Below are 23,422 nucleotides of genomic sequence, written 5' to 3' on the forward strand. Positions count from 1 at the left end.
GTTCGTCCCGGGCGGCGCCGCGCCATGTCGGTCCGGATCCGCTACACGGCCAGACGGCTGGTCAGGTCGGCGACCGCCTGCTCGGCGGCGATCGGGTCGGCTTCCGCGTCCTCAGGCGCGACACCGAACCAGAAGTTGACCTTCGTGAGGACGTTGGCCGCGACCACCACGTTCACCGCGGCGCCGAGGTTCACGGCCGCGACGGAGTTGACCGCAGCGACGGCGATCGCCACGAGACACCGTCCCTGGCCTGCGCCGGTGACCGGGACATCGCCCTCGTCCGTGCTCACCGCTCCGCGCAGAGCTTCACCCGCCGCGTTGAGCCCCGCCTCGACCCTCTGCGGAACCCCCGATCTCAGCTCTGTCGAGAAGGAGGCGAAGAAGTCCGCGTCCGTGGTGGCGATGGAGTCGAGCAACTGCTCGGTGGCAGCTCGGGCTTCGGGCGATTCGTTGTTCTGCAGCTCACCGCTCGGATCCGAGAAGTACGGAGACTCCTCCAGGGCGTCGCCGACCTCTCCTTGAAGGAAGAACAGCCCCGCGAAGAGGGCGCGTCCGTCCTCGGCCGATCCGACCGCACTCGACACCGCGATCGCCGAGACCGAGCTGGGTGCCGCACTCGCCTGCTGTGCGGTGAGCGCGGCTCCTCCGAGAGCGGCGATGGTCGCGAGGGTGGCTATGGCGCGTTGATACTTCACACGGACTCCTTGATTCGTCGAAAGATTGCGTGCGCGTACCGCTTTCGCCCATGTCTCTGCCGTGGCCGATGGCAGAAATGGGCGCGCAAAAGCGTGGCGGCGGGCTGCGTACACCCGTCACGACGCCCGTGGTGAATGCATTCAACCCGAGTGATCTTTGCCGTTCCTTGGCGTGTTCGTACACCTGTCTTTAAGCCAATCGTGTGGCTGGGAACGAGGGGCGAGCTGCCGTCGGCGGAAGGCAAATCCCGTGCCGGCAGGGTCCGTTCCGATCGGCGGTCCCGTCGCGGAAAGTCGATCAGGTCGGCAACCGCCACCCTCTTGCCCCCACCGGTGGCGATCTCCCTCATGTCGCCGACCCGGGCGAGGCCGGGATCCTCAGTCGTGAAGTCGCGCTTCACATGATCCGGGGCAGCGGACCGCGCGGAGCAGCCGGTCGAGTGACGCGCGAGGATGAGCGCCGAGCTCGGCTCAGTAGTCGGCGAAGTTCCAGAACATGCCCACCTCGGTGTCCGTGACGACGATGAGGCCGTAGTCCTCCGTGTAGGCGGTCAGTGGGCTGTACCCCCAGTCCGGCGTCGTGAAGTCGAGCCTGCCGGGCATGCGTTCGGGTCCGGGCCTGGTGACGTTGGTGTGGTACGAGGCCCCGTCCCCGTAGCGCGCGAGGACCGTCCCGACCATCGCCCGCAGCTCCTCCTCGCTCTCCGAGAAGCGGCTCAGGCTGGAGAGGCGGCAACCGTCGTCGGTGAGAGCGAGGAGCAGGTTCTCCGCGCTGATCCGGTCGATCTCGTGCAGCCGCGCCGCGACGTACTCCGGCGGGTGGGCGAGGAAGGGGTACACGGGGAACGCCTGGCGCTCCGGGGCTCCGGCGTCGTCGAGACCGGCCCAGCCACGGGGGTCCGGCACACGTGCCATCAGCGTGAGGACGTCGAGGACCCAGTCGGGGTGACGGCGCGGGCCCGTGGCGTCGTAGGGGTTCGCGTCCTCGTACAGGTGGCGTACCGCGGCTTCCCAGGACGTCTTGTCGGCTGTCGTACGGTCGACAGGCGTGCGGTCGGCGGACATGTGGTTCCGGCCCTTCTGCCGCGGCGGCGTCGCGCGGCTGCCGCGTACCGATCAGCCGCGTACCGACCATCCGGGGCGAGCGTACGCTGATCCGGCGTACGAGCGTCGCCGCTGGTGAGAGGGGGTGACGCGCCGCCATCGTGGGCGCATGACACCTTCGTCCGCTTCGTCCGCCTCCCCCTCCGCGACCGGCCGAGCGCTTCCTCCGGTGGACGGGTTCGTCCAGCGCTTCAGTTCCACCCCGCGTGGCGCTCGCCTCGCGCGCAGGCTCCTGCTGCACCAACTCGCCGCCTGGGGTGTGCCGTACGGCAGCGCGGATTCCGACACCGCCGGCCAGATCGTCGCCGAACTCGCCGCCAACGCCGTCACCCACGGCCGGGTACCCGGCCGGGACTTCGAGGTCACCGCCGAGATCCTCGACGGAACCCTGCACCTCGCGGTCTCCGACGCCCGGGGAGAGCTCCGGCCACCCGCACCGGGTGCGCCGCGCCCCGCGACGCCGCCGCTGGCGGAGAGCGGCCGGGGGATGCTCCTGGTGGACTCGCTCGCCGACCGGTGGGACGTCCTCGACCGGCCGCACATCGGCAAGACCGTCGTGGCCGAGCTGGACCTGCGGCCCGGACGGCGCGGACGGCGCGGACGGCGCTGACGGCCCGGACGGCCCGGACGGCCCGGACGGCCCGGACGGTCCGAACGGTCCGGACGCCCCGAACGCCCCGGACGGTCGGAGCGACCCGTACGCCCCCCCCCACAGTCCCAGCCGTTCTCCGCACGACCCGACTCCCTCGCGGCAGGCCGAGCCGCGCCGGGCCGTGCGGCAGGGCTCCGCCCCGCCGACCTGCTCCGGCTGACGTGTATGTCCCTTTATGGATCCCCCCAGTAAGTGCACTGCGTCGATCCGAGCTATCGGACGGCTGGCAGGCCCCGCACGGGCCCCGGCACAGTTCGGGCTGTGGACAAGGCGGAAGGGGAAACCGTGAGGCGTGAGCCGGGAACCGGTGTGACCATTGAGGGCCTCAGGGCCGAGCTCGACGCGATCGACGAGCGGTTCCTGGAAGAGCTGCGCGCCCGCATCGAGAAGTGTGTGGAGATCGGCTACTTCAAACGGGACAACGACGTCCCCATGATGCAGCCGCACCGCATCGGCATCGTCCAGGAGCGTGCCGCCCGCTTCGGCGCGCTTCACGGCATCGACCAGGACTTCCTGCGCCGGCTGTACGACCTGATCATCGAGGAGACGTGCCGCGTCGAGGACCTGGTGATCGGGGGGACGACGGCGTGAGGACCCTGCTGATCGACAACTACGACTCGTTCACCTACAACCTGTACCAGTTGCTCGGTGAGGTGAACGGCGATCCGCCGGTCGTCGTCAAGAACGGCGCCGACTGGGCCCGGATCCACATCGAGGACTTCGACGCCGTCGTCATCTCACCCGGCCCCGGACGCCCCGACCGCGAGCGCGACTTCGGGATCAGCGCCCGCGCGATCACCGAGAGCGGACTGCCCACCCTCGGTGTGTGCCTCGGTCACCAGGGCATCACCCACCTGTTCGGCGGCACGGTGGGGCTCGCGCCCGAACCCATGCACGGACGGGTCTCCCCGGTGAGCCACACCGGCGCCGACATCTTCGCCGGCATCCCCAGCCCCTACGACGTGGTGCGCTACCACTCCCTCGCCGCGACCCGGCTGCCCGACGAACTCGAGGCCATAGCCTGGTCCGACGACGGCGTCGTCATGGGCGTGCGCCACACCTCCCTGCCGATCTGGGGCGTGCAGTTCCACCCCGAGTCGATCAGCAGCGAGCACGGCCGTGACCTGCTGCGCAACTTCCGCCGCCTCGCTCTCGACTTCCACGCGACCCGACGGCCGAGCCCTCGCTACGAGGTGCACGTGCGGCGCCTGGAGATCCAGCCGGACACCGAGGCCGCCTACCGCGCCCTGTTCGCCGACGACGACCACGGCTTCTGGCTGGACAGCGGGATCGTCCTCGACGGGCTCTCCCGCTTCTCCTTCCTCGGCGACGGAAGCGGCCCCCTCGCCGAGCACGTCGCCCACCGGGTGGCGGACGGCCACGTCACGGTCCGCGCCCCCGGCCGGTCCGACGCCGAGGGCGAGATCGTCGCCCAGGGCTTCTTCGACTACCTCGACGAGCAGCTGAAGCTGCGCGCCGTCCCCGTCCCGGAGGGCGTGCCCTTCGAGTTCAACCTCGGTTACGTCGGTTACCTCGGCTACGAGCTGAAGGCCGAGACCGGCGGGCAGGCGGTGCACAAGTCCGTCACGCCCGACGCCGAGATGCTCTTCGCCGACCGCATGATGGCCGTGGACCACGCGGAGGGCACGACCTATCTGCTGGCGCTGTCGGCGGACGGGGACGATCTCGACGCCCTGCGCTGGCTGGAGCGCACCGAGGAGGCACTGCGGGGCCTGCCCCCGCACGACGGGACGGCGCGATCGCGGGAGGCAGGCCCGCTCCCCGCCATCGGCATGAACGACCCGGCCGCCGACGGCACGGTGCGCCTGCGCCACGACCGGGACGCCTACCTCGACCGGATTGCCGAGAGCCTGGAGCAGATCCGGCTGGGGGAGACGTACGAGGTCTGCCTGACCAACATGGTCGAGCTGGATGCCGTGATCGACCCGCTCACGACCTACGCGCGACTGCGCCGGATCAGCCCGGTGCCGTACGGCGCCCTGCTCGACTTCCCCGGAGCGGCGGTGCTCAGCGCCTCGCCCGAGCGGTTCCTGACGATCGGCACCGACCGGATCGCGGAATCCAAGCCGATCAAGGGCACCCGGCCGCGCGGCGCGACCCCCGCCGAGGACGAGGCACTCCGTCAGGACCTGCTCACCCAGGAGAAGGACCGGGCCGAGAACCTGATGATCGTGGACCTGATCCGCAACGACCTCAACGTCGTCTGCGAGGTCGGTTCGGTGCACGTGCCCAGCCTCTTCCACGTGGAGACCTACGCCCCCGTGCACCAGCTGGTCTCCACGATCCGCGGCACACTGCGCGCGGACGAGACGGCGGTCTCCTGCGTCCGCGCCGCCTTCCCCGGCGGCTCGATGACCGGCGCGCCCAAACTGCGCACCATGGAGATCATCGACCGGCTGGAGGAGGGGCCGCGGGGCGTCTACTCCGGCTGCCTGGGCTGGTTCTCCCTCAGCGGTGCGGCCGACCTGAGCATCGTCATCCGCACCCTGGTGGCCGCGGGTGACCGGCTCTCCTTCGGCGTCGGCGGTGCCATCGTGGCGCTGTCCGACCCCGAGGACGAGTTCGAGGAGACCGTCGTGAAGTCCCGCGCCGTCGTCACGGCGGTGCTCGGCACCATGACCGGTACCCGGGGCGTCGAAGAGACCGCGGAGCCGGAAGCTCCGGACACGGACGCCGCGAACGGCCCTTCCGGGAGCGGCTGGTGACCGGCGGCAGGGCCCTGGTGGCCGGAGGCGCCGGAGCCGTGGGCGCGCTCTTCGCCGAGCGGCTGCTTGGCTCGGGGTACGAGGTGACCGTGGCCGACCCGGCGGGGAGCGCGGGACCGCCCGGCGCACGCCGTACGGCCGGCGACATCACCGCGGTCGACGACGCGCTCGGCGCCGAACTGGCCGCCGCCGAACTGGTCGTGCTGGCCGTGCCGGAGACGGTCGCGCTCGCCGCCCTGCCGGGTCTCGCCCCCCACCTGCGCGTAGACGCGGTGCTGGTGGACACGCTGTCCGTGAAGCAGCCCGTCACCCGGGCCGTACGGACCCATGCACCCGGAATCCAGGCGGTCGGGCTCAACCCGATGTTCGCTCCCTCGCTGGGCTTCGAGGGCAGGCCGGTCGCCGCCGTCGTGGTCAACGGCGGAACGGGTGCCGAGAACGTGCTCCGGCTGGTCGCCGAGTGGGGCGCGTCCGTGGTCCGCGTGGACGCGACCGAGCACGACCGACTGGCCGGCGCCACCCAGGCGCTGACCCACGCCGCGGTCCTGGGATTCGGCCTCGCCCTGAGTGAACTCGGCCCGACCGCCGGGGAGCTGCGTCCCATCGCGCCGCCGCCCGCCAACACCCTGCTGGCGCTGCTCGCGCGGATCGTCTCCGGAACGCCGGAGGTGTACTGGGACGTCCAGCACGCCAACCCGGAGGCCGCCGCCGCCCGCAAGGCGCTGGCCGACGGCGTCCGCCGGGTCGCCGACGCGGTGGAGAGCGGCGAGCAGGCCGGCTTCGACGACCTCGTGGACGACCTGCGCGGATACCTCGGCGAGGATCTCGCCCCTCTCGCAGCGTCGTGCGCCCGCCTGTTCGCCCGGCTCTGAGGGGCGCCCCGCCGCCCCTCTGCACGCCGCACCCCGGCCACACCCCCGTTCGGCCACACCGCCCGCAGCGCCTCCCGGCCCGGCCGCCGCCCGTACCGCTCTCCGCCCGTGCCGCCCGCACCGCCCCGGCACCCGCACCGCCGACACCCGTCCCGCCGATCCACATCAGGAAGGTGCTCCATGAACACGTTCGCCCCGACCGTCCTCACGCCGGAACAGCGGTCCGCTCTCGCGGCCGACACCACCGTGGGCGGTGGAAACCTGCTGCGCGCCGCACTCGCCACCAACCCGGACCCCGAGGTGCCCTTCCTGCACTCGGCGCGCCCGATAGCGACCTCGGCGGGGGAGCTGAAGAACGACTTCAGCCTCACGGAGTTCGACGCGCTCGCGCAGAGCTGGTCGGCCTGGTACCTCGCCCAGGGAGTGGGGACCCGCGACCGGGTGGCGGTGTGGCTGGAGGACTCGCTCAGCTACTCGCTGCACTTCTACGCCCTCGCCCAGATCGGCGCCGTGGCCCTGCTGATCAACTCCAACGCCTCGCGGACCATCGTGGAGTCGCTGGTGGAGCAGACCACCCCCGTCGGTCTGTACGCCGACCGGAACCGGCTGGACCTGCTGGGCGACGGCGCCGAGGGCACCAGCCTGCTCTGGATCACCTCCGAGGAGGACCTGCCGGCCCCGCCCGCGGCCGAGCTTCCGGAGTCCGCGTACTGGCAGCACCACGACGACGACCCGGTCGCGCTGCTGCACTCCTCCGGCACCACCGGGCGACCCAAGCCCACCATCCACACCCACAAGTCGATCGTCTCCGGGCCCAAGTTCCGGCTCGTCGACCACACCGAGCACCCCGGCGCGCTGATGATGACCGCGCTGCCCCAGTCCCACCTGGGCTGTGTGGCCTACACCGTGTACGCGGTCCTCGGCGGCACGCCGATCGTGGCGCTCAACGACCGCAGCGGCGCCGCGCTCGCCGCGTCCGTCGGGACGTACCGGCCGACCTCGGTGATGTCCTTCGCGCACGCCTACGCCGAACTCGCCCACGCCGAAACGGAGCCCGGCGCGCTCGACTCCGTACAGGTGTGGGTGTCCATCGGGGACGCCGTGCACCAGGCGCACATCACCAGGGTGCTGTCGATGCGCAGCCCCGGTCTCCAGCCCGCCGCCTTCTTCGACCGGCTGGGAACCACCGAGCTCGGCTGGGGTGTCCTGCTCAAGGCGCGCACCCTGGACAGCGAGCGCAACGACCGCTGCGCCGGAAAGCCGGTCGGCGTCGCCGAGGTCACCGTCCTGCGCAAGGACGGCAGCCGGGCGGACGACGGCGAGGTCGGTTTCCTGGCGGCCAAGGGGCCCGCCATCACGCCGGGTTACTGGGGTGATTCCGACACCACCTACCGCTACCAGCTGTCGGGCTTCTGGCTTCCGGGCGACATGGCCTACCGTGACGCCGAGGGCGAGTTCTTCCTCGTGGACCGGGCCGCCGACGCCATCGAGACCGAACAGGGCACCGGATACTCCGTGTTCATGGAGGAAGTCGTCCTCAACGAAGTCCCGGAGGTCGGTGACGTCGCCGTCGTCGCAGGCCGCCGCGCGGGGACGACCGTCCCGGTCGCCGTCGTCACGGTCGCACGGGCGGTGGCCGACCCGGAGAAGTTGCTGGCCCGTGCCAACGAGGCGCTGAAGGCAACGGGACACCCCCCGCTCGGGCTGCTGGAGGTCGTCGACGACGAGACGGGCATCCCGGTGGGAGTCACCGGGAAGGTCCTCAAGCGGCAGCTCCGGGAGCAGTACGCCGATCTCGACAGCTACGTGAAGCAGGCACAGGGCCGCGCCCTGGCCGTGCAGGAGGAGCTCACCGCATGACTGGCACCACCGCAGCAGACACGCACCCCGAGGCGTCCGCCGACGCCGCCGGCATCGCCAAGGTCGATTTCTACTTCGACCCGGCCTGCCCCTTCGCCTGGATCACCTCCCGCTGGATCCTGGAGGTGGAGCAGCACCGCACCATCGACCTGAGGTTCCGCCTCATGAGCCTGTACGTGCTCAACGAGGAACGTGAACTTCCGGACTGGTACCGCACCCTGGTCGACAACTCGCTGGCGCTGAACCGGATCTGCGCCGCCGCGGCGCAGGCGCACGGCGAAGAGGTCCTCGGGCGCCTCTACACCGAGATGGGCACCCGCATCCACAACGGCGGCAACAAGGACTACCTGGCCGTCGCCGCGGAGGCCCTGGAGGCCTCCGGGCTGCCGGCCGGCCTGCTGGAGGCGGCCGACACCGAGGCGCACGACGCGTGGCTGCGCAAGAGCCACCACGAGGGCGCGGACGCCGTGGGCGACGACGTGGGCACGCCCACCATCCACATCGACGACGTCGCGTTCTTCGGCCCGGTCCTCCAGTCGATCCCCCGGGGCGAGGAGGCAGCGCGCCTCTTCGACGGCGCGCGGGCACTGGCCGCGTTCCCGGACTTCTTCGAACTGAAGAGGACCCGGTCCGGCAAGCTCCGCTTCGACTGAACCGCCCCTCCCGGGGACCGGCCCGCGACCACGTCGTGCGCGCGGCCGGCCCCCGGTGACTCCCCGTCCGTACCGGGGGCCGCACCGGCTCCCTACGGGCGGGGACGCCCGCGCGGCCCGCACCGCGGGCAGCGCACCCCGGTCCGTCACGGGCCGGCCACCCACCGCCGGGCGCCGCCCGCGGCGAGTCACCCAGCCGGGGGAGAAAGACATGGACGAGTCACTGCCGGTCCAAGAACGGCCGGAAGGCTTCGTGCTCGCGGGGTCGTTCCTGGTCGTGTGCCGTTCGCCCGCCTACCTGGCGGAACTGACCGGGCGCGGCCTGAAGATCCTGCTCGTGACGCCCGCCGGAGGCCGCGAGGAAGCGCTGGCGAAGGCGGCCGATCCGGACCATCCCGCCTCCGCCATCACCGAGTTCGCCTTCGTCGACGGTGATCCCGGGCGGGACAACTCCTACCTGCCCGCCGTGATCTCCGCCGCCCGCCGGTGGCGTGAGAAGTACCGCCTGGTGGGCGCCTGCGCGGTGGGGGAGACCCAGGTCGAACCGACCGGCCTGCTCGCCGACGCCCTCGGCGTGCCGACGCCCGGACTGCGGGCCACCCGGGCGTGCCGCAGCAAGTACCTCCAGCGCTGGTACCTGCCGGAGTTCAGCCCGGGCGTGCGGATCGTGCCCCCCGAGGAGCGGGACCGGCTCGACGCCTCGGCCCTGCGCTACCCGGCCGTCCTCAAGCCCACCGGCCGTCACTCCAGCTCCGGCGTGGAGACCGTCGAGAACCCGGCCCGGCTGACCGCGCTGCTGGCCGGGTACCCGGCCCACGAGACCCTCCTGATCGAGGACCGGATATCGGGCCAGGAGTACTCGGTGGAGTCCCTGGTCCAGGGCGGCCGTGCGGTGTTCGCGGGCGTGACCCGCAAGGACACCACCGACTCGCACACCAGCGGTTTCGTCGAGCTCTCGCACACCGTCCCCGGAGACCGTCCCGCGGACGAACAGGTACTGCTCGACGCCAACGCCCGGATGCTGGCGGCCCTGGACTTCAGGGACGGGGTCGCGCACGCCGAGTGGCGGATCGACGCCGACGGCCGCCCCGTTCTGATGGAGGTCGCCGCCAGGACTCCGGGCGACGGGCTGTGCGTCCTGTACGAACTGGCCACCGGGGCCTCGCTGGAACGCCAGATCATCCGTATCGCCCTGGGCGTGCCGGCCCACTACCCCGCGCCCCGGCGCACGGCCCGCCAGGTCTACCTGGAGCACACCCCGGGCGTGCTGCGGGACGTCACCGTGGACGGCTTCGGCGTCACCCCGACCTGGGTCGGCGAGCGGGGACTGTGGCCCCGCGTCGAACCCGGCGCCGCCGGTGACCCGCCGACCCTGCGCGCCGTACTCGTCCACCACGACCGGGGCACCGAGCTGGGTGAGTTGCGCAGTTCGGAGGACCGCGCGGTCTCCTTCCTCATCGACGCGGACGGCCCCGAGGCCCTCGACGCGCTGGAGGCCCGGGTCCGGGCCGCCGTCACCGTCCACACCGGTCCGGACGCCCGGCCCGACCCGGCCGGCGTCACCCACGTCCTGGTCGGCTACAGCCCCGTCATGCTGGGCAAGCTGGACGCGATGCTCCCGGCCGGTTCGGTGTGGGTGCTGGAGGAACCCGACGTCATCGCGGCCCGCGGGCTCGACGGCCTCGCCGACCGGCACGCCTGTGTGGCGGCCCTGCTGCCGGCGCCCACCCAGGACGAGACCCGGCCGGAGAGTCTCGCCCGCGCGGTGCCCCGTCCGCCGGGGGTCCGCGCGGTCGTCCCGGTGGTCGAGTACGCCGTCGCGACGGCCGCCGCGCTCGCCGAGGAGTGGGGCCTGCCGGGAGCGGGCTCCAAGGCGGCGCTGACCCTGCGCGACAAGGGCATGCTGCGCGCGGCCCTGGAGGGCACCGACATCGCCCAGCCCGCCTGGAGACAGGTCACCGGCCCCGCGGAGGTGGCGGAGTTCCGCGCCGCCCACCACGGGGAAGCCGTCCTCAAGCCCGCCAACCGCCAGGCCAGTCTGGGCGTGCGGCTGCTCGGGCCCGACGACGACGTCACCGAGGCGTGGGAGACGACCCGCGCCGCCGACGAGCCCGCCCTGCGCGCCCGGCACGCCGGTACCGCCCGCTACCTGGCCGAACAGCGCCTGCACGGACCGGAGGTGAGCGTCGAGGCGCTCGTCCACGGAGGCACCCTGGGACTCGTCAACATCACCGCCAAGACGGTGCAGTCCTCCCACCACCCCGTCGAGACCGGCCACACGGTGCCGGCCGCCCTGCCCGCGGGCACCGAGACGGCGCTGCGCCGCTCGCTCGGCCGCCTCGCGGAGACCATCGGCTTCGCCTCGGGCATCCTGCACTCCGAGTGGATCCTCGCCGAGCCGGACGGCCGCCCGCACCTGATCGAGTGCGCCGGCCGGATGCCCGGAGGCGGCATCACCGCCCTCATCGACCTGGCCTACGACACCGACATCCTGCGCTGCCTGCTGGACGTCCTGGAGGGCCGCGCCCCCGAGGTGCCGGCCCCGCGCCGAGGCGCGGCCGTGCGGTTCCTGACACCCCCGCCCGGTCGCGTCGAGTCGGTGACGGGCGCGGAGAGCGCCCTCGGCGCGCCCGGCGTGCGCGAGGTCCACCTCGGCATCGGGGCGGGCGCCGTGGTGCTGCCCGTGACCAGTTCCTGGGAGCGCAGCGGGTACGTCATCGCCGACGGCGCCGACCACGCCGAAGCGGCCCGCAACGCGGAGCACGCCGCCGCCCTGATCCGGGTGACCACGGTCGCCGTCCCGAACGCGGGGGAGGGGAGTTGAGCCGCTCCTTCTGGCGCGGGTACGTCCCCGCCACCCCCGAGGGCCGCTCCTTCGCGGTCATCTCCCTGGTCAACGCCGTCGGCACCGGGCTCTACCTGGCCGCGTCCGCCGTCTTCTTCGTCCGGTCCATCGGCCTGACGGCGGGGGAGGTCGGAGCAGGCCTCGCGATCTCCGGAGTGGTGGGCTTCCTCACCACCGTGCCGATCGGTGCGGCCGGGGACCGCTTCGGCGCCCGGCGCACCCTGATCGCCCTCCAACTGTGGCGGGCCGGCGGGTTCGCCGCGCTCTGCTTCGTCCACGACGTGGTGGGCTTCACCCTCGTCTCCTGCGCACTGGCCGCCGCCGAGGCCGCCACCCAGCCGATGACGCAGGCGGTGGCCTCCGCCACGGTGCGGGGCGCCGACCGCACCCGCACCATGGCGATCATCCGCACGGTGCGCAACGCCGGCTTCTCCCTGGGCGCCCTGCTCGCCGCACCCCTGCTGACGGCGGACACGGAGTGGACCTACCGGGGCATCGTCCTCGCCACCGCCTGCGCGTTCGTCACCTCGGCCCTGATGCTCACCCGGCTGCGGCTGGACGGCGCCGACGAAGTACACCGCAAGACGGGCCCGTTCACCGCCGTACGGCAGTTCCGCGACTGGCGGTACGGACTGCTGACCGGGCTCAACGGGGTGCTCAACCTGCACGTGACCATCCTGTCGGTGGGCATCCCGCTGTGGGCCCTGCAAGCGACCGGGATGCCCGCCGGGCTGCTGCCCGTCCTGGTACTCGTCAACACCGTGCTGGCGATCCTGCTCCAGGTGCCCGTGGCCCGGGGCGCCGAACGCGCGGGCGGCGCGGCGCGGGCCCTGCGCCTCGGCGGCGTGGCCATGACGCTGTGCTGCGCCGGACTCGCGGCGGCCGGACACGCCTCCTCCGCGTGGGCCGCCACCGGAATCCTCCTCGCGGCCTGCACGGCCCTGACGTTCGGTGAGATGTGGCAGGCCACCGGCGGCTGGGAGCTGAGTTACGCGCACGCGCCCGAGGACCGCAGAAGCGTCTACCTCGCGGTGTTCAGCCTCGGCGGTACAGGCCAGCGCATCGTGGGGCCCGCACTGGTCACCTCCGTGGTCATCGCCGCCGGGACCGCCGGGTGGCTCGCGCTCGCCGCCGTCTTCGCCCTGGCCGCCGTGCTGGTCGGCCCGGTGGTACGCACCCTCCCGCCGCCCACGCCGGAGGCGGACCCGCAGACGGGTCCACAGACGGTTCCGGCACACGCCGGCGCGGCCGGCGGCAGCGCCGACACGGCCGCGGTCCCCGGACCCACCCCGCCCGGGGAAGCCGCCGCCGCCGACCCGGGACCCACCGCCGACGCAGGAAGAGGTGACCGCACATGACGATGCCGGACGAGGCCGGGGCCACGCCCCCGGACCTGCTGCTGGTCGGGGTGGGCACGATGGGCCGCCCCTATCTCACGGCAGCCGCCCGGCTGGGCCTGCGGGTGCGGGCCATCGAGTCCGACGCCGCCTGGGACAGCCGCCCGACCCAACTGGCCGAGCGCTTCTACCGGGTCGGCGGGCACCACGAGGAGGCGTGGGCGCGGACCGTGGCCGAGGCGGTCGCCGACCGGCGCCCGGACGGGATCGTCGGTTTCGCCGAACCCCAGGTCATCGGGGCGGCGCTGGCACAGGAGCTGTCCGGCCTGCCCGGACCCTCGCTGCACGCCGCCGTGATCTCCCGCAACAAGGCTCTCCAGCGCGCCCTCTTCGGCGCACACGGGCTCCCGCAGCCGGAGTATCTGCACGTCGGCCGGATCGCCGAGGCCCGGGAGTGGATGACCGCGCGTCTGCCCGTCGTCGTCAAACCGCTCACCCTGGCCGGCAGCGAAGGGGTGGAGCTGGTCCGTGGGCCCGCCGACGTCGAGGAGATCCTCGTCCGGCGTGCCGCGGAGGGCCCCCTGCTCGTCGAGGAGGCGATCGAGGGGCCGGAGTACAGCTGGGAGGCCCTGGTCCGGGACGGCGAGGTGCTCTTCGAGAACGTCACCCGCAAGGAGACGACCCGACCTCCCTACTTCGTCGAACTCGCGCACTACTGCGGCCACGTGTTCGATGAACCGGCGGCCGGGCAGGTACACGCCGTGACCCGGGGCGTGCTGCGGGCCGTCGGCATGCGGACCGGACTCGTCCACCTGGAGTTCCGGATGGCGGACCGGGGCCCGGTGCTCATGGAGGTCGCCGTCCGCACCCCCGGCGACTACCTGCCCGACGCCATCGGGCTGAGCTACGGATTCGACCTGTACGAGGCGGTGGTGCGGCTGTCCCTCGGCCGGACCCCGCCGGAACTTCCCCATGAGCCGGTGTCCTGGGCCGCCACGGTCTTCCCCACGGCCCCGCCCGGCACCATCCGAGCGATCACCGGCGTCCGCGAGACCGAGGACCACCCGGCGGTGGTCCGGGTCCGGCTGCGCAAGGGCCCGGGCGACCGGGTGCTCCCGCTCACCGCCTCCGCGCACCGCATGGGCCACGTGCTGATCGACGCCCCCACCCCGGCCGAGCGCGAGGACGCGGTGAAGTTCGTGCGGGAGACCCTGCGGATCTCGGTGACCTGAGCCGACGGCGTACGGGGGCGGCATCCGGCCAACCCGGGGGGGCGACAACGCGTCGTTCAGCACGTCCCTTCGCCCCTGTACGTCCGGCTTCCACGGCATTTCGATCATCGCGGTGTTCATCCGAGGAAGCCGAGGAACGTGTCATTCCACGGGCCGGCGGCGCACACTCTCCCGGTTGCCGTGCGGGGCGTCCGCGCGGTGCACGAACTGGCCGGAGAGGAAGCGCATCGCATGAGCCGGATCATTCCCCCTCGGGGAGCGCCGAGGAAGCTGGCGCTGGCCCAGCTGACCAACTCGGTCGGCGACGGCGCGTACTACGTGACGTCGGCGCTCTTCTTCAGCCACGTCGTCGGACTCTCCCCGACCCGGATCGGTGCCGCGCTCACCCTGGGGTGGGCTCTCGGCGCGGTGATCGGGGTGCCCCTGGGCCACCTCGCCGACCGGCGCGGACCGCGCGGAGTCGCGGTGCTGATGTCGGCCACCACCGGAGTGGCCGTGGCCTCGTTCCTCTTCGTCCGCTCCTACCCCGCCTTCCTGGTGGCGGTGTGCGTGTACGCCTGCGCCCAGTGCGGCCTCGCGGCGGCCAGGCAGGCGCTCCTGGCCGCCATGGTCGAGCCCGAGCGGCGTACCGAGACACGCGCGCACCTCCAGTCGACGGTCAACGCCGGACTGGCGCTGGGCGCCGCACTCGGCGGAATCGCCCTCCAACTCGACACCGAGAACGCCTATCTGACGGCACTGGCACTGGACGCGCTCAGCTTCGTGCTGGCGGCCTGGATGCTGCGCCGGCTGCCGCTGCCGACGGGAGGGGCGAACGCGGAGCCGCCGGTCCGGGGCGAGCCGCGCATGGCGGTGCTGCGCGACCGGCCGTACGCGGTGGTCACCCTGCTCAACACGGTCATGCTCCTCTACATGCCGCTGCTCAGCGTGGCGTTGCCCCTGTGGGTCGTCCAGCGCACCGAGGCCCCGGGCTGGACCGTCTCGGCGCTCCTGGTCCTCAACACCGTGAGCGTGGTCCTCTTCCAGGTGCGCGTCGCGGGCCGGGTGTCCGGCCTGCGGTCGGCGTCCAGGGCGGTCCGGCAGGCGGGCTTCCTGCTCCTGCTGGCCTGCGCGGTCTTCGCCTGCTCGTCCCTGGGCTCCTCGGCGTGGTCGGCCGTCGCCCTGCTGCTGGCGGCGGCCTGCGTCCAGGTGCTCGGGGAGATGCTGCTCGGCGCGGGTTCCTGGGAGATCGGCTTCGGACTGGCCCCGGCCGACAAGCAGGGGCAGTACCAGGGCTTCTACGGCGCGGGCACCGCGGTCGCCCGGCTCGTGGGACCGCTGCTGCTCACCGCGCTGATCCTCTCCTGGGGTACGCCCGGGTGGGTGCTTCTGGGCGGTCTGTTCGTGGCCGCCGGTTCGGCGATGGGACCCGCCGTACGCCGGGCCGCAGCCGGACGAACCCCGGCCGGTGCGTCGTTCGACCCGGGCACCCGGTCGCCCTCGGCCAGGCAGGAAGGCCCGCGGCGTCCGTCACCGGACACCGCGGGCGGCCACCCGGGGAACTGAGCGCCGGGGCGGCGCCTACGAGGCGGTGGTGGCCGCGAACTCCTCGGCCACCCGCAGCACGAGGTCGTTCGCCGAGGGCTCGCCGACCGTCACCCTGGCGCCCTCGGGAAACGCGCGCACCACCGCCCCCGCGACGGCGCAGGCTTCCGCGAAGGCGGCGGTGCGCTCGCCGAGCGGCAGCCAGACGAAGTTGGCCTGGCTCGCGGCAGCCGGCGCCACCAGCCCCAGCGCGCACAGCCCGCGCGTGAGCCGGTCGCGTTCCGCCACGATCAGGCCGACCCGCTCGCGCAACTGCTCCTCCACCCGCAGGGAGACCACCGCGGCCTGCTGTGCGAGGGTGCTGACGCCGAACGGAACCGCCGCATCGCGGACACGGGCCGCGATCTCCTCGTGCGCGACCGCGTATCCGACGCGCAGCCCGGCCAGCCCGTGCGCCTTGGAGAACGTCCGCAGGACCACCACGTCAGGGCGGTCGTGGCTCAGACCGAGGCCGTCCGGGACCGCGGGATCGGTGACGAACTCGCGGTACGCCTCGTCGAGCAGGACCACCACGCCGGCCGGTACCGCGTCCAGGAACGCCTTCAGCTCCGCGCCGCCGACCGCGGTCCCGGTGGGGTTGTTCGGATTGCAGACGATCACCACCCTGGTGCGGTCCGTCACGGCGTCCGCCATTGCCGCCAGGTCGTGGCGCTCGTCGCGCAGGGGAACCCGGACCGAGGTGCCCCCGCACACCTCGGTCAGGTGGGGGTACGCCTCGAAGGACGGCCAGGCGTACACCACTTCCCCGCCGTCGCGGAGCAGGGCCTGCAGGAGATGCTGCGTCACCCCGACGGATCCCGCGCCGGTCGCGATCCGCTCGGCGGGAACCCCCAGCCGCTCGGCGAGCGCCCCGGCCAGCTCCGTCGCACCGCGATCGGGATACCGGTTGACCGTGCCGAGGAAATCCCGCAGGTATTCCTGGACGGCGGGGAGAGGCGGGTAGGGATTCTCGTTCGCGGCCAGAGCGTGCGGGGCCTGAATCCGCGCGTCCGGCGGATTCGGTGAAGTCGGCAGGGCCTGTTGAGTCGTCAGAGCCTCTGATGTCGGCGGGGCCTGTGGGGTCATGGACGGTTCCTCTTCCGAATTCCCGATGTCTTCACGGCGCGCTCAGCCGAACCGTCGCGTTGCCGGGGCCTTTGGCCGGATGCGCCGGCACACCCGGAAGGTGCGCCGGGCGCACGACGTGCGACGCATGACGCTGTTCTTGTTCGCGTCGCCCCACCAGATATCCCAATTGCAGTCGGTGCAGGGCGCCGTGTTCTTCCTTGAGTCGTGCCACATGGGCCTGCAGAGAACGCAGGCTCAACCCGAGGCGGCGGGTGATCTCCCGATCCGAACGTCCCTCCAGCAGTAGTTTCAGAATGCTCGTTCGCATGTCCGGGACCACTTCCGTGGCTGCTTCGGCGGCACGCACCGGGATGAAGGGAAAGGGCTCGGCCCGGTCCCACTGCCTGGCGAAGACGTCCGCCAGGAATGCCACCACGGCCGGCTCCCGGACGAGCACCGCCGTCGTGCGGTCACGGTTCCCCGGGATGAAGGCCACGGCCCGGTCGATCATGATGAGCCGGTCGAAGAACTCCGGCAGGGTCCGGACCTGCGCCCCCAGCGCCGTCACCGCCCTGACGTACTTCTTCGTCGGTTCGTCGAACCGGGTGCTGTGCTGGTACAGCGTCCGCATGGCCACGCCGGACGCCAGCCGGTGGCGCACCGAGTCCAGCGCCCCGCGCAGGACGGCCTCCGGGCGGGATCCGTCCGGCTGGGCGGTGAGGATCTCCTGGCGGGCGCCGTCCAGTTCATTCTGGATGGACCGGTTGATCTCCGGAAGGCCGTTCAGGTAGTGGAAAGCGGAATCATCCTTGTCACTTTCCATGACCCGGTCCGCCACGTCCGGAGCCGTACGGGACGGGGGCGTCCAATCGGCACGCTCGGCGACGGCACGCGACAGGCCGCTCAATGCCTCGGCCACGTCACGCATCGTGGCGCGATAGTCGGACGCACCGCCCGGAATCGTTTCCGGGTTCCGCTCGATCCCGGCCCGAATCGGTTCGGCGGCGGTGTGCACGTTTTTGGTTCGCCCTTTCACGGTGTCCGTTTTCTGTCGAGCTGCATTCATTTGAATCCCTCGTTTCACGGCATTGCACCGACCCGAAGCATGTGAGGTCTTCTCAGTTCTGTCCGAGGCCGCGACGGTTGATCCGTGGAGCTGCCGTACGGGCGCTGCCACGCGACGGAATTTCCGCAGGCGCGGCATTCTTTCAGCATCTCTCCCGGAGAGGGAAAACAGTGGACGGGAAATGCTCATACACGGTTCACTCCGGCCGGTACCTCCCCGGGCGGGCGGCGGGCACCGGCCCGGCCACGCACCCGGGCAACGACGACGTCGGCTGGAACCGGCGAGGGCGCTCCGGCCACCGGCCGGCCGCCCCCCTCGCTTGACCCGACGTCACCGCGACGACGTTCCGGCACCCGCCGCGAGCCCGGCCGGACGCCCCACCGCCCTGGTCCCCGTCCGCGGGACACACCTCTCAGCACCGGCCGGAGATCTTCGATGCGCCCCAGCCAGGATCCGAGCCAGCCGCGCTCGCGGAACCGACCCCGGGAACCACGCCGTGCGGGCCGTTGAGGCCGTCCTGCACCGCTGCGCCGAAGACCCGGACCGGCCCCTGGTGGAGGTGGCGGGTGCGACCGGCCGGCCGGCCGTGTCGCACCCCTACCGCGAGATCACCCGGGCCGCCCGGGGCCTCGGCGACCGCCTCGCGGCCGGCCGGGGCGGCGCAGGGCACCGGGCTCTGCGGATCGGCGTGTTCTGCGGGGACACCCCGGAGTTCGCGGTGACCGAACTCGCCCTGCTCGCCCTGCGCGCGACCGGCTGCCCGGTGCCGCCCGGCGCGTCCGCACGGACCGCCGCCGCCCTGCTCGCCGGGGTGGACGCCGTGGTGGCGGACGCACCGGGCCGCGCCCGACTGGACGCGTGGGGAGACTCGCGCGTGGTGCCCCCCGGCTGCCCGGTGACCGCCCTCGACACGGCGGAGCTCGCCGCGTCCGCGACGGGGCCGTACCGGGTGGCCGCCGATCCCCGGGACTGGATCTGCAAGATCCTCGCCGCCCCCGGGGCGGACGGACCGGGCAGCGGGGCCAGGGCGGGCGTCCGCGGCCACGCGGTGGCCACGCTCCTCGACTCGCTGCGCGCCGAGGTACCACCCGCCACCTTCAGCCGGTGTGCCGTCACCCTGCCGCTGTCGGCACCGGTCCAGACCGTGGCGGCCGTCCCGCTCACGGTCCTCGACCGCGGCTGCCTGGTCCTGCCGCCCGGACCCGGATCGACCGCGCCGCTCTGGACCGCCTCCGCGCGGCCCACGGCCCTCGCCGTCACCCCCGCGCTGGCGGTGGCGTTCGTGTGCGCCGCCCGTGTCGCCCGACGCGAGGGACGTCCGGTCGCCTCCGCCCTCTTCGGTACCGACCAGGTCCCGCTGCTGTGGTGCGGCGCCGAAGTGCCGGACAGCCTGATACGCGAACTCGACAGTCTCCGACTGCCCGTCCACGCGGGTTTGGTGCTGCCGGAGAACGCCTGCCTGGTCAGCTGGAACACCCCCGCCGCCCGGCGGGCCGGCACCGTCGGCCGCCCACTGGCGCACGTGCGTGCCGGTCTCGGCACCGACGGCGAACTCCTGCTCTCCGGGACGGAGGAGACGGCGGACCCGATTCCCGGGAAGGGCGACCCCGGCCGGGCCGTCGTCGACGGCTGGCTGCACACCGGCCTCCGGGCCGCCATCGACGCGGACGGCTTCATCCACCTCGTCGGCCCCGCACGCCCGGAAGCACCCGGCGAACCCGCCGGGCCGGAGATCGGCCGGCTGCTGTACTCGCTGGTGCGCTCCATGCGCCCGCAGTCCGTCGTCGGGTTCGGCGGCGGCATCGCCGACGCGCTGGACCAACTCGCGGCAGGGGCACGCGCCAACGGCACCGGACAGGTCACGGGCTTCCTGCCCGACCCCCGGCGCGCCGCTGCCGCCCGGGCCAGGCTGACCGCGCTGGCGCTCACCCGGTGGGCCGCCGTCCGCGAGGCGGGCGTCCACGGACTGGGCCTGCCCCCGGCGGACGGACCTGCGGCGGTGGACCTCGCGCTGCTGGACTGCCGTGCCGATCTCGCCCTGCCCGCGCTCACCGTGCTGGAGCCCAGACTGCGGCCGGGGTCCATCGTCATCGCCGTCGGCAGCGCCGCCACCGGCCCTTACCTCGACCGGGTCCGGGACGGCGAGGAGTACCTCTCGATCGCCCTGCCCGTCGGGCCGGGGCTGGAGGTCTCCACCCGTCTCACCCCGGGCCCCGGCCCCGATTCCTTCCACGGCGGCACCCGACCCGGCGTCGGGCCCGCCGCCCCCACACGACAGCCGAGCGGAGAGTGACATGACCGGCAGACGTTCGGAGATCGGCCTCGTGGGGGCAGGCCCCCGCGGGCTCTCCGTCCTGGAACGCTTGTTCGCACAGGAGCGGAAGTCCCCCCGGCGGGACCGGCTCACCGTCCACGTGATCGATCCGTCCCCGCCCGGCCCCGGCCGGGTCTGGCGGACGGCCCAGTCGCCGCACCTGCTGATGAACACCGTGGCCTCACAGGTCACCCTGTTCACCGACAGCAGCGTGCGGGTCGAAGGGCCGGTCGAGGACGGCCCGAGCCTTCACGAGTGGGCACGGGAACTGGCCCGCCAAGGCGCGTCCGCCGTACCCCCGCCCGAGGCGGGAACCCTCGCCGAGGCGCGCGGGCTCGGCCCCGACTCCTACCCCACCCGCGCCTTCTACGGCCACTACCTGCGGTGGGTGTACCACCGGCTCGTCGCGACCGCGCCCTCCCACGTCGCCGTCCGCGCGCACGCGGCACGGGCCGTCGCCCTCCGCGAGCCGTCCGGACCGGACGGCCCGCAGACCCTGGTGCTGGACGACGGCACCGAACTCGCCGGCCTGGAGGCCGTGGTACTGGCCCAGGGCCACCTGCCCGTACTCCCGACCGAACCGGAAAGCCGGCTCGCCGACTTCGCCTCCCGGCACGGCCTGGTCCACCTGCTCCCGGGCAACCCCGCCGACGTGGACCTCGACCGCGTCGAGGCGGGCCGCCCGGTGCTGCTGCGCGGGCTCGGGCTGAACTTCTTCGACCACATGGCGCTGCTCACCACCGGTCGCGGCGGGCGCTTCGTCCGCACCGGTGACCGGCTCGTCTACCACGCCTCCGGCCGCGAACCCCGCCTCTACGCCGGCTCCCGGCGGGGGGTGCCGTACCACGCCCGTGGCGAGAACGAGAAGGGTTCCCACGGGCGGTACGAGCCGCTGCTGCTGACGCCCCGCGTGGTGGAGGAGCTGAGGGAACGGGCGCGCGCCGGCGACTGGCTGTACTTCGGCACGGATCTGTGGCCGCTCATCGACGCCGAGGTCAGAGGCGTCTACTACGCCGCTCTGCTCACCGCGCGTGGCCGGGACACCGCGTCCTTCGCACGTGCCTGGGCGGCGGCTCCCGAAGACACCGCGCGCGAGGCGCTCCTGACCGCCGAGGGTATCGAGGCCGCCGAACGCTGGGACTGGGAGCGGATCGCGCGTCCCTACGGCGACCGCGTCTTTCCCACCGCCGCCGCCTACCGCGAGTGGCTGCTGCCCCATCTGCGCCGCGACGTGGCCGAGGCACGCGCGGGCAACGTCACCGGGCCCCTCAAGGCGGCCCTGGACGTGCTGCGCGACCTGCGCAACGAGCTCCGCCTGGTCGTCGACCACGGGGGGCTGGAAGGCAACTCCCACCGCGACGACCTGTACGGCTGGTACACCCCGCTGAACGCCTTCCTGTCCATCGGGCCGCCCGCCTCACGCATCGAGGAACTCTGCGCGCTGATCGAAGGCGGAATCGTGGAGATCCTGCCGCCCGGGCTGAAGATCGCCGCCGTCGAGGACGGGCCGCACGGACCCGCGTTCGTGGCCTCCACCCGGGAGGCGGCCGACATCGCACCCCCGTGCACGGTCCTCATCGAGGCGCGGCTGCCCGAACCGGACCTCCTCCGCACCGCCGACCCGCTGCTGCGGCAGCTGCTCGACACCGGCCAGTGCCGCCCGTACCGGGTCGCGGGCACCTGCGGTACCCACCACGAGACGGGCGGACTCACCGTCACCGAGCGGCCCTACCGGGTCGTCGACGCGGACGGCCGACCCCACCCGCGCCGCTTCGCCTACGGTGTCCCCACCGAGTCCGTGCACTGGGTCACCGCCGCCGGGATACGACCGGGCGTCGGCTCGGTCACGCTGGAGGACTCCGACGCCATCGCCCGGGCAGTACTGGCGCTCCCGCGCATCGGCACGGGGGACCCCACACCCGAGGAGGCCCTCGCATGACCCTGCCCGAACCGTCGCTGGACTGCGGTCTGCTGTCGCCCGTGCGGGCCGGGACCCCGGTGGAGGCGGCGACCGGCGACACCGCGTGGCTGCGCGCCATGCTGGACGCCGAGGCCGCACTCGCGCGGGCGCAGGCCAGGCTCGGTGCCGTACCCGCCTTCGCCGCCGAGGCCATCACCCGGGCCGCGGCCAAGGGGCTCTCCGACCCGAGGGCCCTGGCCCTCGCGGCCCGGGAGACCGCCAACCCGGTGGTCGGACTCGTCCGCGCGTTCACCGCCACCGTCGCGACTCTCGACCCCGCCGCCGCCGAATACGTGCACCGGGGGTCGACCAGCCAGGACATCATGGACACCGGTGCCATGCTGGTCGCCGACCGGGCGCTCGGGATCGTCGTCGGCGATCTGCGCGCCACCGCCGACGCCCTCGCCGCGCTCGCCGAGCGCCACCGCGACACCGTCATGGCGGGCCGCACCCTCGCCCTCCAGGCCGTCCCCACCACCTTCGGACTCAAGGCGGCCGGCTGGCGCTCCCTCGTCCTGGACGGTGTCGAACAGCTCGACCGTGTAAGGGCGCACGGGCTGCCGGTCGCCCTCGGCGGAGCCGCCGGCACCCTGGCCGGCTACCTGGAGTACGCGCGCGTCGACGGGGTCACCGACGGCGCGGACGGCGGAGCCGACTACGCCGACCGGCTGGTGACGGCGTTCGCCGAGGAGACCGGACTGGCCCGCCCGACGCTGCCCTGGCACGCCCTGCGCACTCCGGTGGCGGCCCTGGGCACCGCACTCGCCCACGCCTGCGCCGGACTCGGCAAGATGGCCACGGACGTCCAGGTGCTGTCCCGTACGGAGATCGGCGAGGTCGCCGAGCCGGCACCCGCCGGGCGGGGCGCCTCGTCCGCCATGCCGCACAAGCGCAATCCCGTGCTCGCCACCCTGATCCGCTCGGCAGCCCTCCAAGTGCCCCTGCTCGCGGCAGGGCTGACGCAGTGCCTGGCGGTCACCGAGGACGAACGCTCCGCCGGAGCCTGGCAGGCCGAGTGGACGCTGCTGCGCGAATCCCTGCGGCTCACCGGCGGCGCCGCCCACACCGCGGTCGAACTCGCCGGAGGACTGACCGCCCACGCGGACCGCATGCGGACCAACCTCGACCTGACCTCCGGCCAGATCGTCTCCGAGCGGTTCGCCGCGGTCCTCACTCCCCGGCTGGGCCGGGTACGGGCGCGGGACCTGCTGACCCGCGCCGCCGGACACGCCGCCAGGGAAGGAGTGCCGCTCACCGAGGCGCTGGCGCTGCTGCCCGAGGCGGCCGGCGTACTGGGGCCCGAGGAGGCGGCGGCGCTGGCCGATCCCGCCGGCTACACCGGCGTCGCCGGGGCGCTGGTGGACCGCGCCCTGAAAAGATGAGCCGCCGCCGCACAGCCGTGCCCGCGCGGCTCGCGAGGGCCGGCGGCTCCACCCCGGAAGAATCCCCGCGCAGACGAACCACGGAGGAACGAC

At 73.2% G+C, this 23,422-nt stretch carries 17 protein-coding genes; 13 read left to right on the plus strand and 4 right to left on the minus strand.

The window, feature by feature from the left end; all coding sequences use genetic code 11:
• Positions 1–41 precede the first annotated feature (41 nt).
• The gene (locus tag ACFWEP_RS00720) at positions 42–695 is read right to left on the minus strand and encodes a hypothetical protein (RefSeq protein ID WP_387363322.1); all 654 of its coding nucleotides are present in this window, start codon (positions 693–695) and stop codon (positions 42–44) included.
• A gap of 471 nt (positions 696–1,166) precedes the next feature.
• Positions 1,167–1,760: a hypothetical protein gene (locus ACFWEP_RS00725; protein ID WP_387363325.1), complete on the minus strand. Its 594-nt coding sequence runs from the start codon at positions 1,758–1,760 to the stop codon at positions 1,167–1,169.
• Between the two features lie 148 nt (positions 1,761–1,908).
• Between ACFWEP_RS00725 and ACFWEP_RS00730 the strand changes: the two genes are divergently transcribed.
• The 10 genes from ACFWEP_RS00730 (at position 1,909) to ACFWEP_RS00775 (ending at position 15,521) form a co-directional block, all read left to right on the plus strand.
• Positions 1,909–2,409, plus strand: a complete 501-nt coding sequence (locus tag ACFWEP_RS00730; RefSeq protein ID WP_387363328.1) for an ATP-binding protein — start codon at positions 1,909–1,911, stop codon at positions 2,407–2,409.
• Between the two features lie 351 nt (positions 2,410–2,760).
• The gene (locus tag ACFWEP_RS00735) at positions 2,761–3,042 is read left to right on the plus strand and encodes a chorismate mutase family protein (protein ID WP_387363331.1); all 282 of its coding nucleotides are present in this window, start codon (positions 2,761–2,763) and stop codon (positions 3,040–3,042) included.
• Entirely contained in the window at positions 3,039–5,177 is a 2,139-nt protein-coding gene (gene pabB, locus ACFWEP_RS00740) for an aminodeoxychorismate synthase component I (RefSeq protein WP_387363334.1), read from the plus strand. The genes ACFWEP_RS00735 and pabB overlap by 4 nt, the downstream gene beginning before the upstream one ends.
• Complete coding sequence (locus tag ACFWEP_RS00745) at positions 5,174–6,049, plus strand: prephenate dehydrogenase/arogenate dehydrogenase family protein (protein ID WP_387363337.1); 876 nt, start codon at positions 5,174–5,176, stop codon at positions 6,047–6,049. The genes pabB and ACFWEP_RS00745 overlap by 4 nt, the downstream gene beginning before the upstream one ends.
• A 180-nt stretch (positions 6,050–6,229) precedes the next feature.
• Positions 6,230–7,909 carry a class I adenylate-forming enzyme family protein gene (locus tag ACFWEP_RS00750; protein ID WP_387363340.1) on the plus strand — a complete coding sequence of 560 codons (1,680 nt, stop codon included), beginning with the start codon at positions 6,230–6,232 and terminating at the stop codon, positions 7,907–7,909.
• Positions 7,906–8,562 (plus strand): DsbA family protein, encoded by a 657-nt coding sequence (locus tag ACFWEP_RS00755; protein WP_387363343.1) that lies wholly within the window; start codon positions 7,906–7,908, stop codon positions 8,560–8,562. The genes ACFWEP_RS00750 and ACFWEP_RS00755 overlap by 4 nt, the downstream gene beginning before the upstream one ends.
• A 211-nt stretch (positions 8,563–8,773) precedes the next feature.
• Positions 8,774–11,386, plus strand: coding sequence for an ATP-grasp domain-containing protein (locus tag ACFWEP_RS00760; RefSeq protein WP_387363346.1), 2,613 nt, complete (start codon positions 8,774–8,776; stop codon positions 11,384–11,386).
• Positions 11,383–12,765 carry an MFS transporter gene (locus ACFWEP_RS00765; protein ID WP_387363349.1) on the plus strand — a complete coding sequence of 461 codons (1,383 nt, stop codon included), beginning with the start codon at positions 11,383–11,385 and terminating at the stop codon, positions 12,763–12,765. The genes ACFWEP_RS00760 and ACFWEP_RS00765 overlap by 4 nt, the downstream gene beginning before the upstream one ends.
• Positions 12,762–13,976, plus strand: coding sequence for an ATP-grasp domain-containing protein (locus tag ACFWEP_RS00770; RefSeq protein WP_387363352.1), 1,215 nt, complete (start codon positions 12,762–12,764; stop codon positions 13,974–13,976). The genes ACFWEP_RS00765 and ACFWEP_RS00770 overlap by 4 nt, the downstream gene beginning before the upstream one ends.
• Positions 13,977–14,207: 231 nt before the next feature.
• Positions 14,208–15,521, plus strand: coding sequence for an MFS transporter (locus tag ACFWEP_RS00775; RefSeq protein WP_387363355.1), 1,314 nt, complete (start codon positions 14,208–14,210; stop codon positions 15,519–15,521).
• Positions 15,522–15,536: 15 nt separating this feature from the next.
• Here the strand turns inward: ACFWEP_RS00775 and ACFWEP_RS00780 are convergent, their stop codons facing one another.
• Both ACFWEP_RS00780 and ACFWEP_RS00785 read right to left on the minus strand, forming a co-directional pair.
• The gene (locus ACFWEP_RS00780) at positions 15,537–16,625 is read right to left on the minus strand and encodes a histidinol-phosphate transaminase (RefSeq protein ID WP_387363358.1); all 1,089 of its coding nucleotides are present in this window, start codon (positions 16,623–16,625) and stop codon (positions 15,537–15,539) included.
• 31 nt (positions 16,626–16,656) lie between these two features.
• A complete protein-coding gene (locus ACFWEP_RS00785) occupies positions 16,657–17,673 on the minus strand; it encodes a hypothetical protein (RefSeq protein WP_387363361.1) in 1,017 nt (338 codons plus the stop codon).
• 496 nt (positions 17,674–18,169) lie between these two features.
• Between ACFWEP_RS00785 and ACFWEP_RS00790 the strand changes: the two genes are divergently transcribed.
• Genes ACFWEP_RS00790 through ACFWEP_RS00800 form a run of 3 tightly spaced genes read left to right on the plus strand, consistent with a single transcriptional unit; the run spans position 18,170 to position 23,329 of the window.
• Positions 18,170–19,966, plus strand: a complete 1,797-nt coding sequence (locus tag ACFWEP_RS00790; protein ID WP_387363364.1) for an AMP-dependent synthetase — start codon at positions 18,170–18,172, stop codon at positions 19,964–19,966.
• Position 19,967: 1 nt separating this feature from the next.
• Entirely contained in the window at positions 19,968–21,926 is a 1,959-nt protein-coding gene (locus tag ACFWEP_RS00795) for an FAD/NAD(P)-binding protein (RefSeq protein ID WP_387363367.1), read from the plus strand.
• The gene (locus tag ACFWEP_RS00800; RefSeq protein WP_387363370.1) at positions 21,923–23,329 is read left to right on the plus strand and encodes a lyase family protein; all 1,407 of its coding nucleotides are present in this window, start codon (positions 21,923–21,925) and stop codon (positions 23,327–23,329) included. The genes ACFWEP_RS00795 and ACFWEP_RS00800 overlap by 4 nt, the downstream gene beginning before the upstream one ends.
• Positions 23,330–23,422 lie beyond the last annotated feature (93 nt).

Source organism: Streptomyces sp. NPDC060198 (genome assembly GCF_042728415.1).
Taxonomy (GTDB): Bacteria; Actinomycetota; Actinomycetes; order Streptomycetales; family Streptomycetaceae; genus Streptomyces.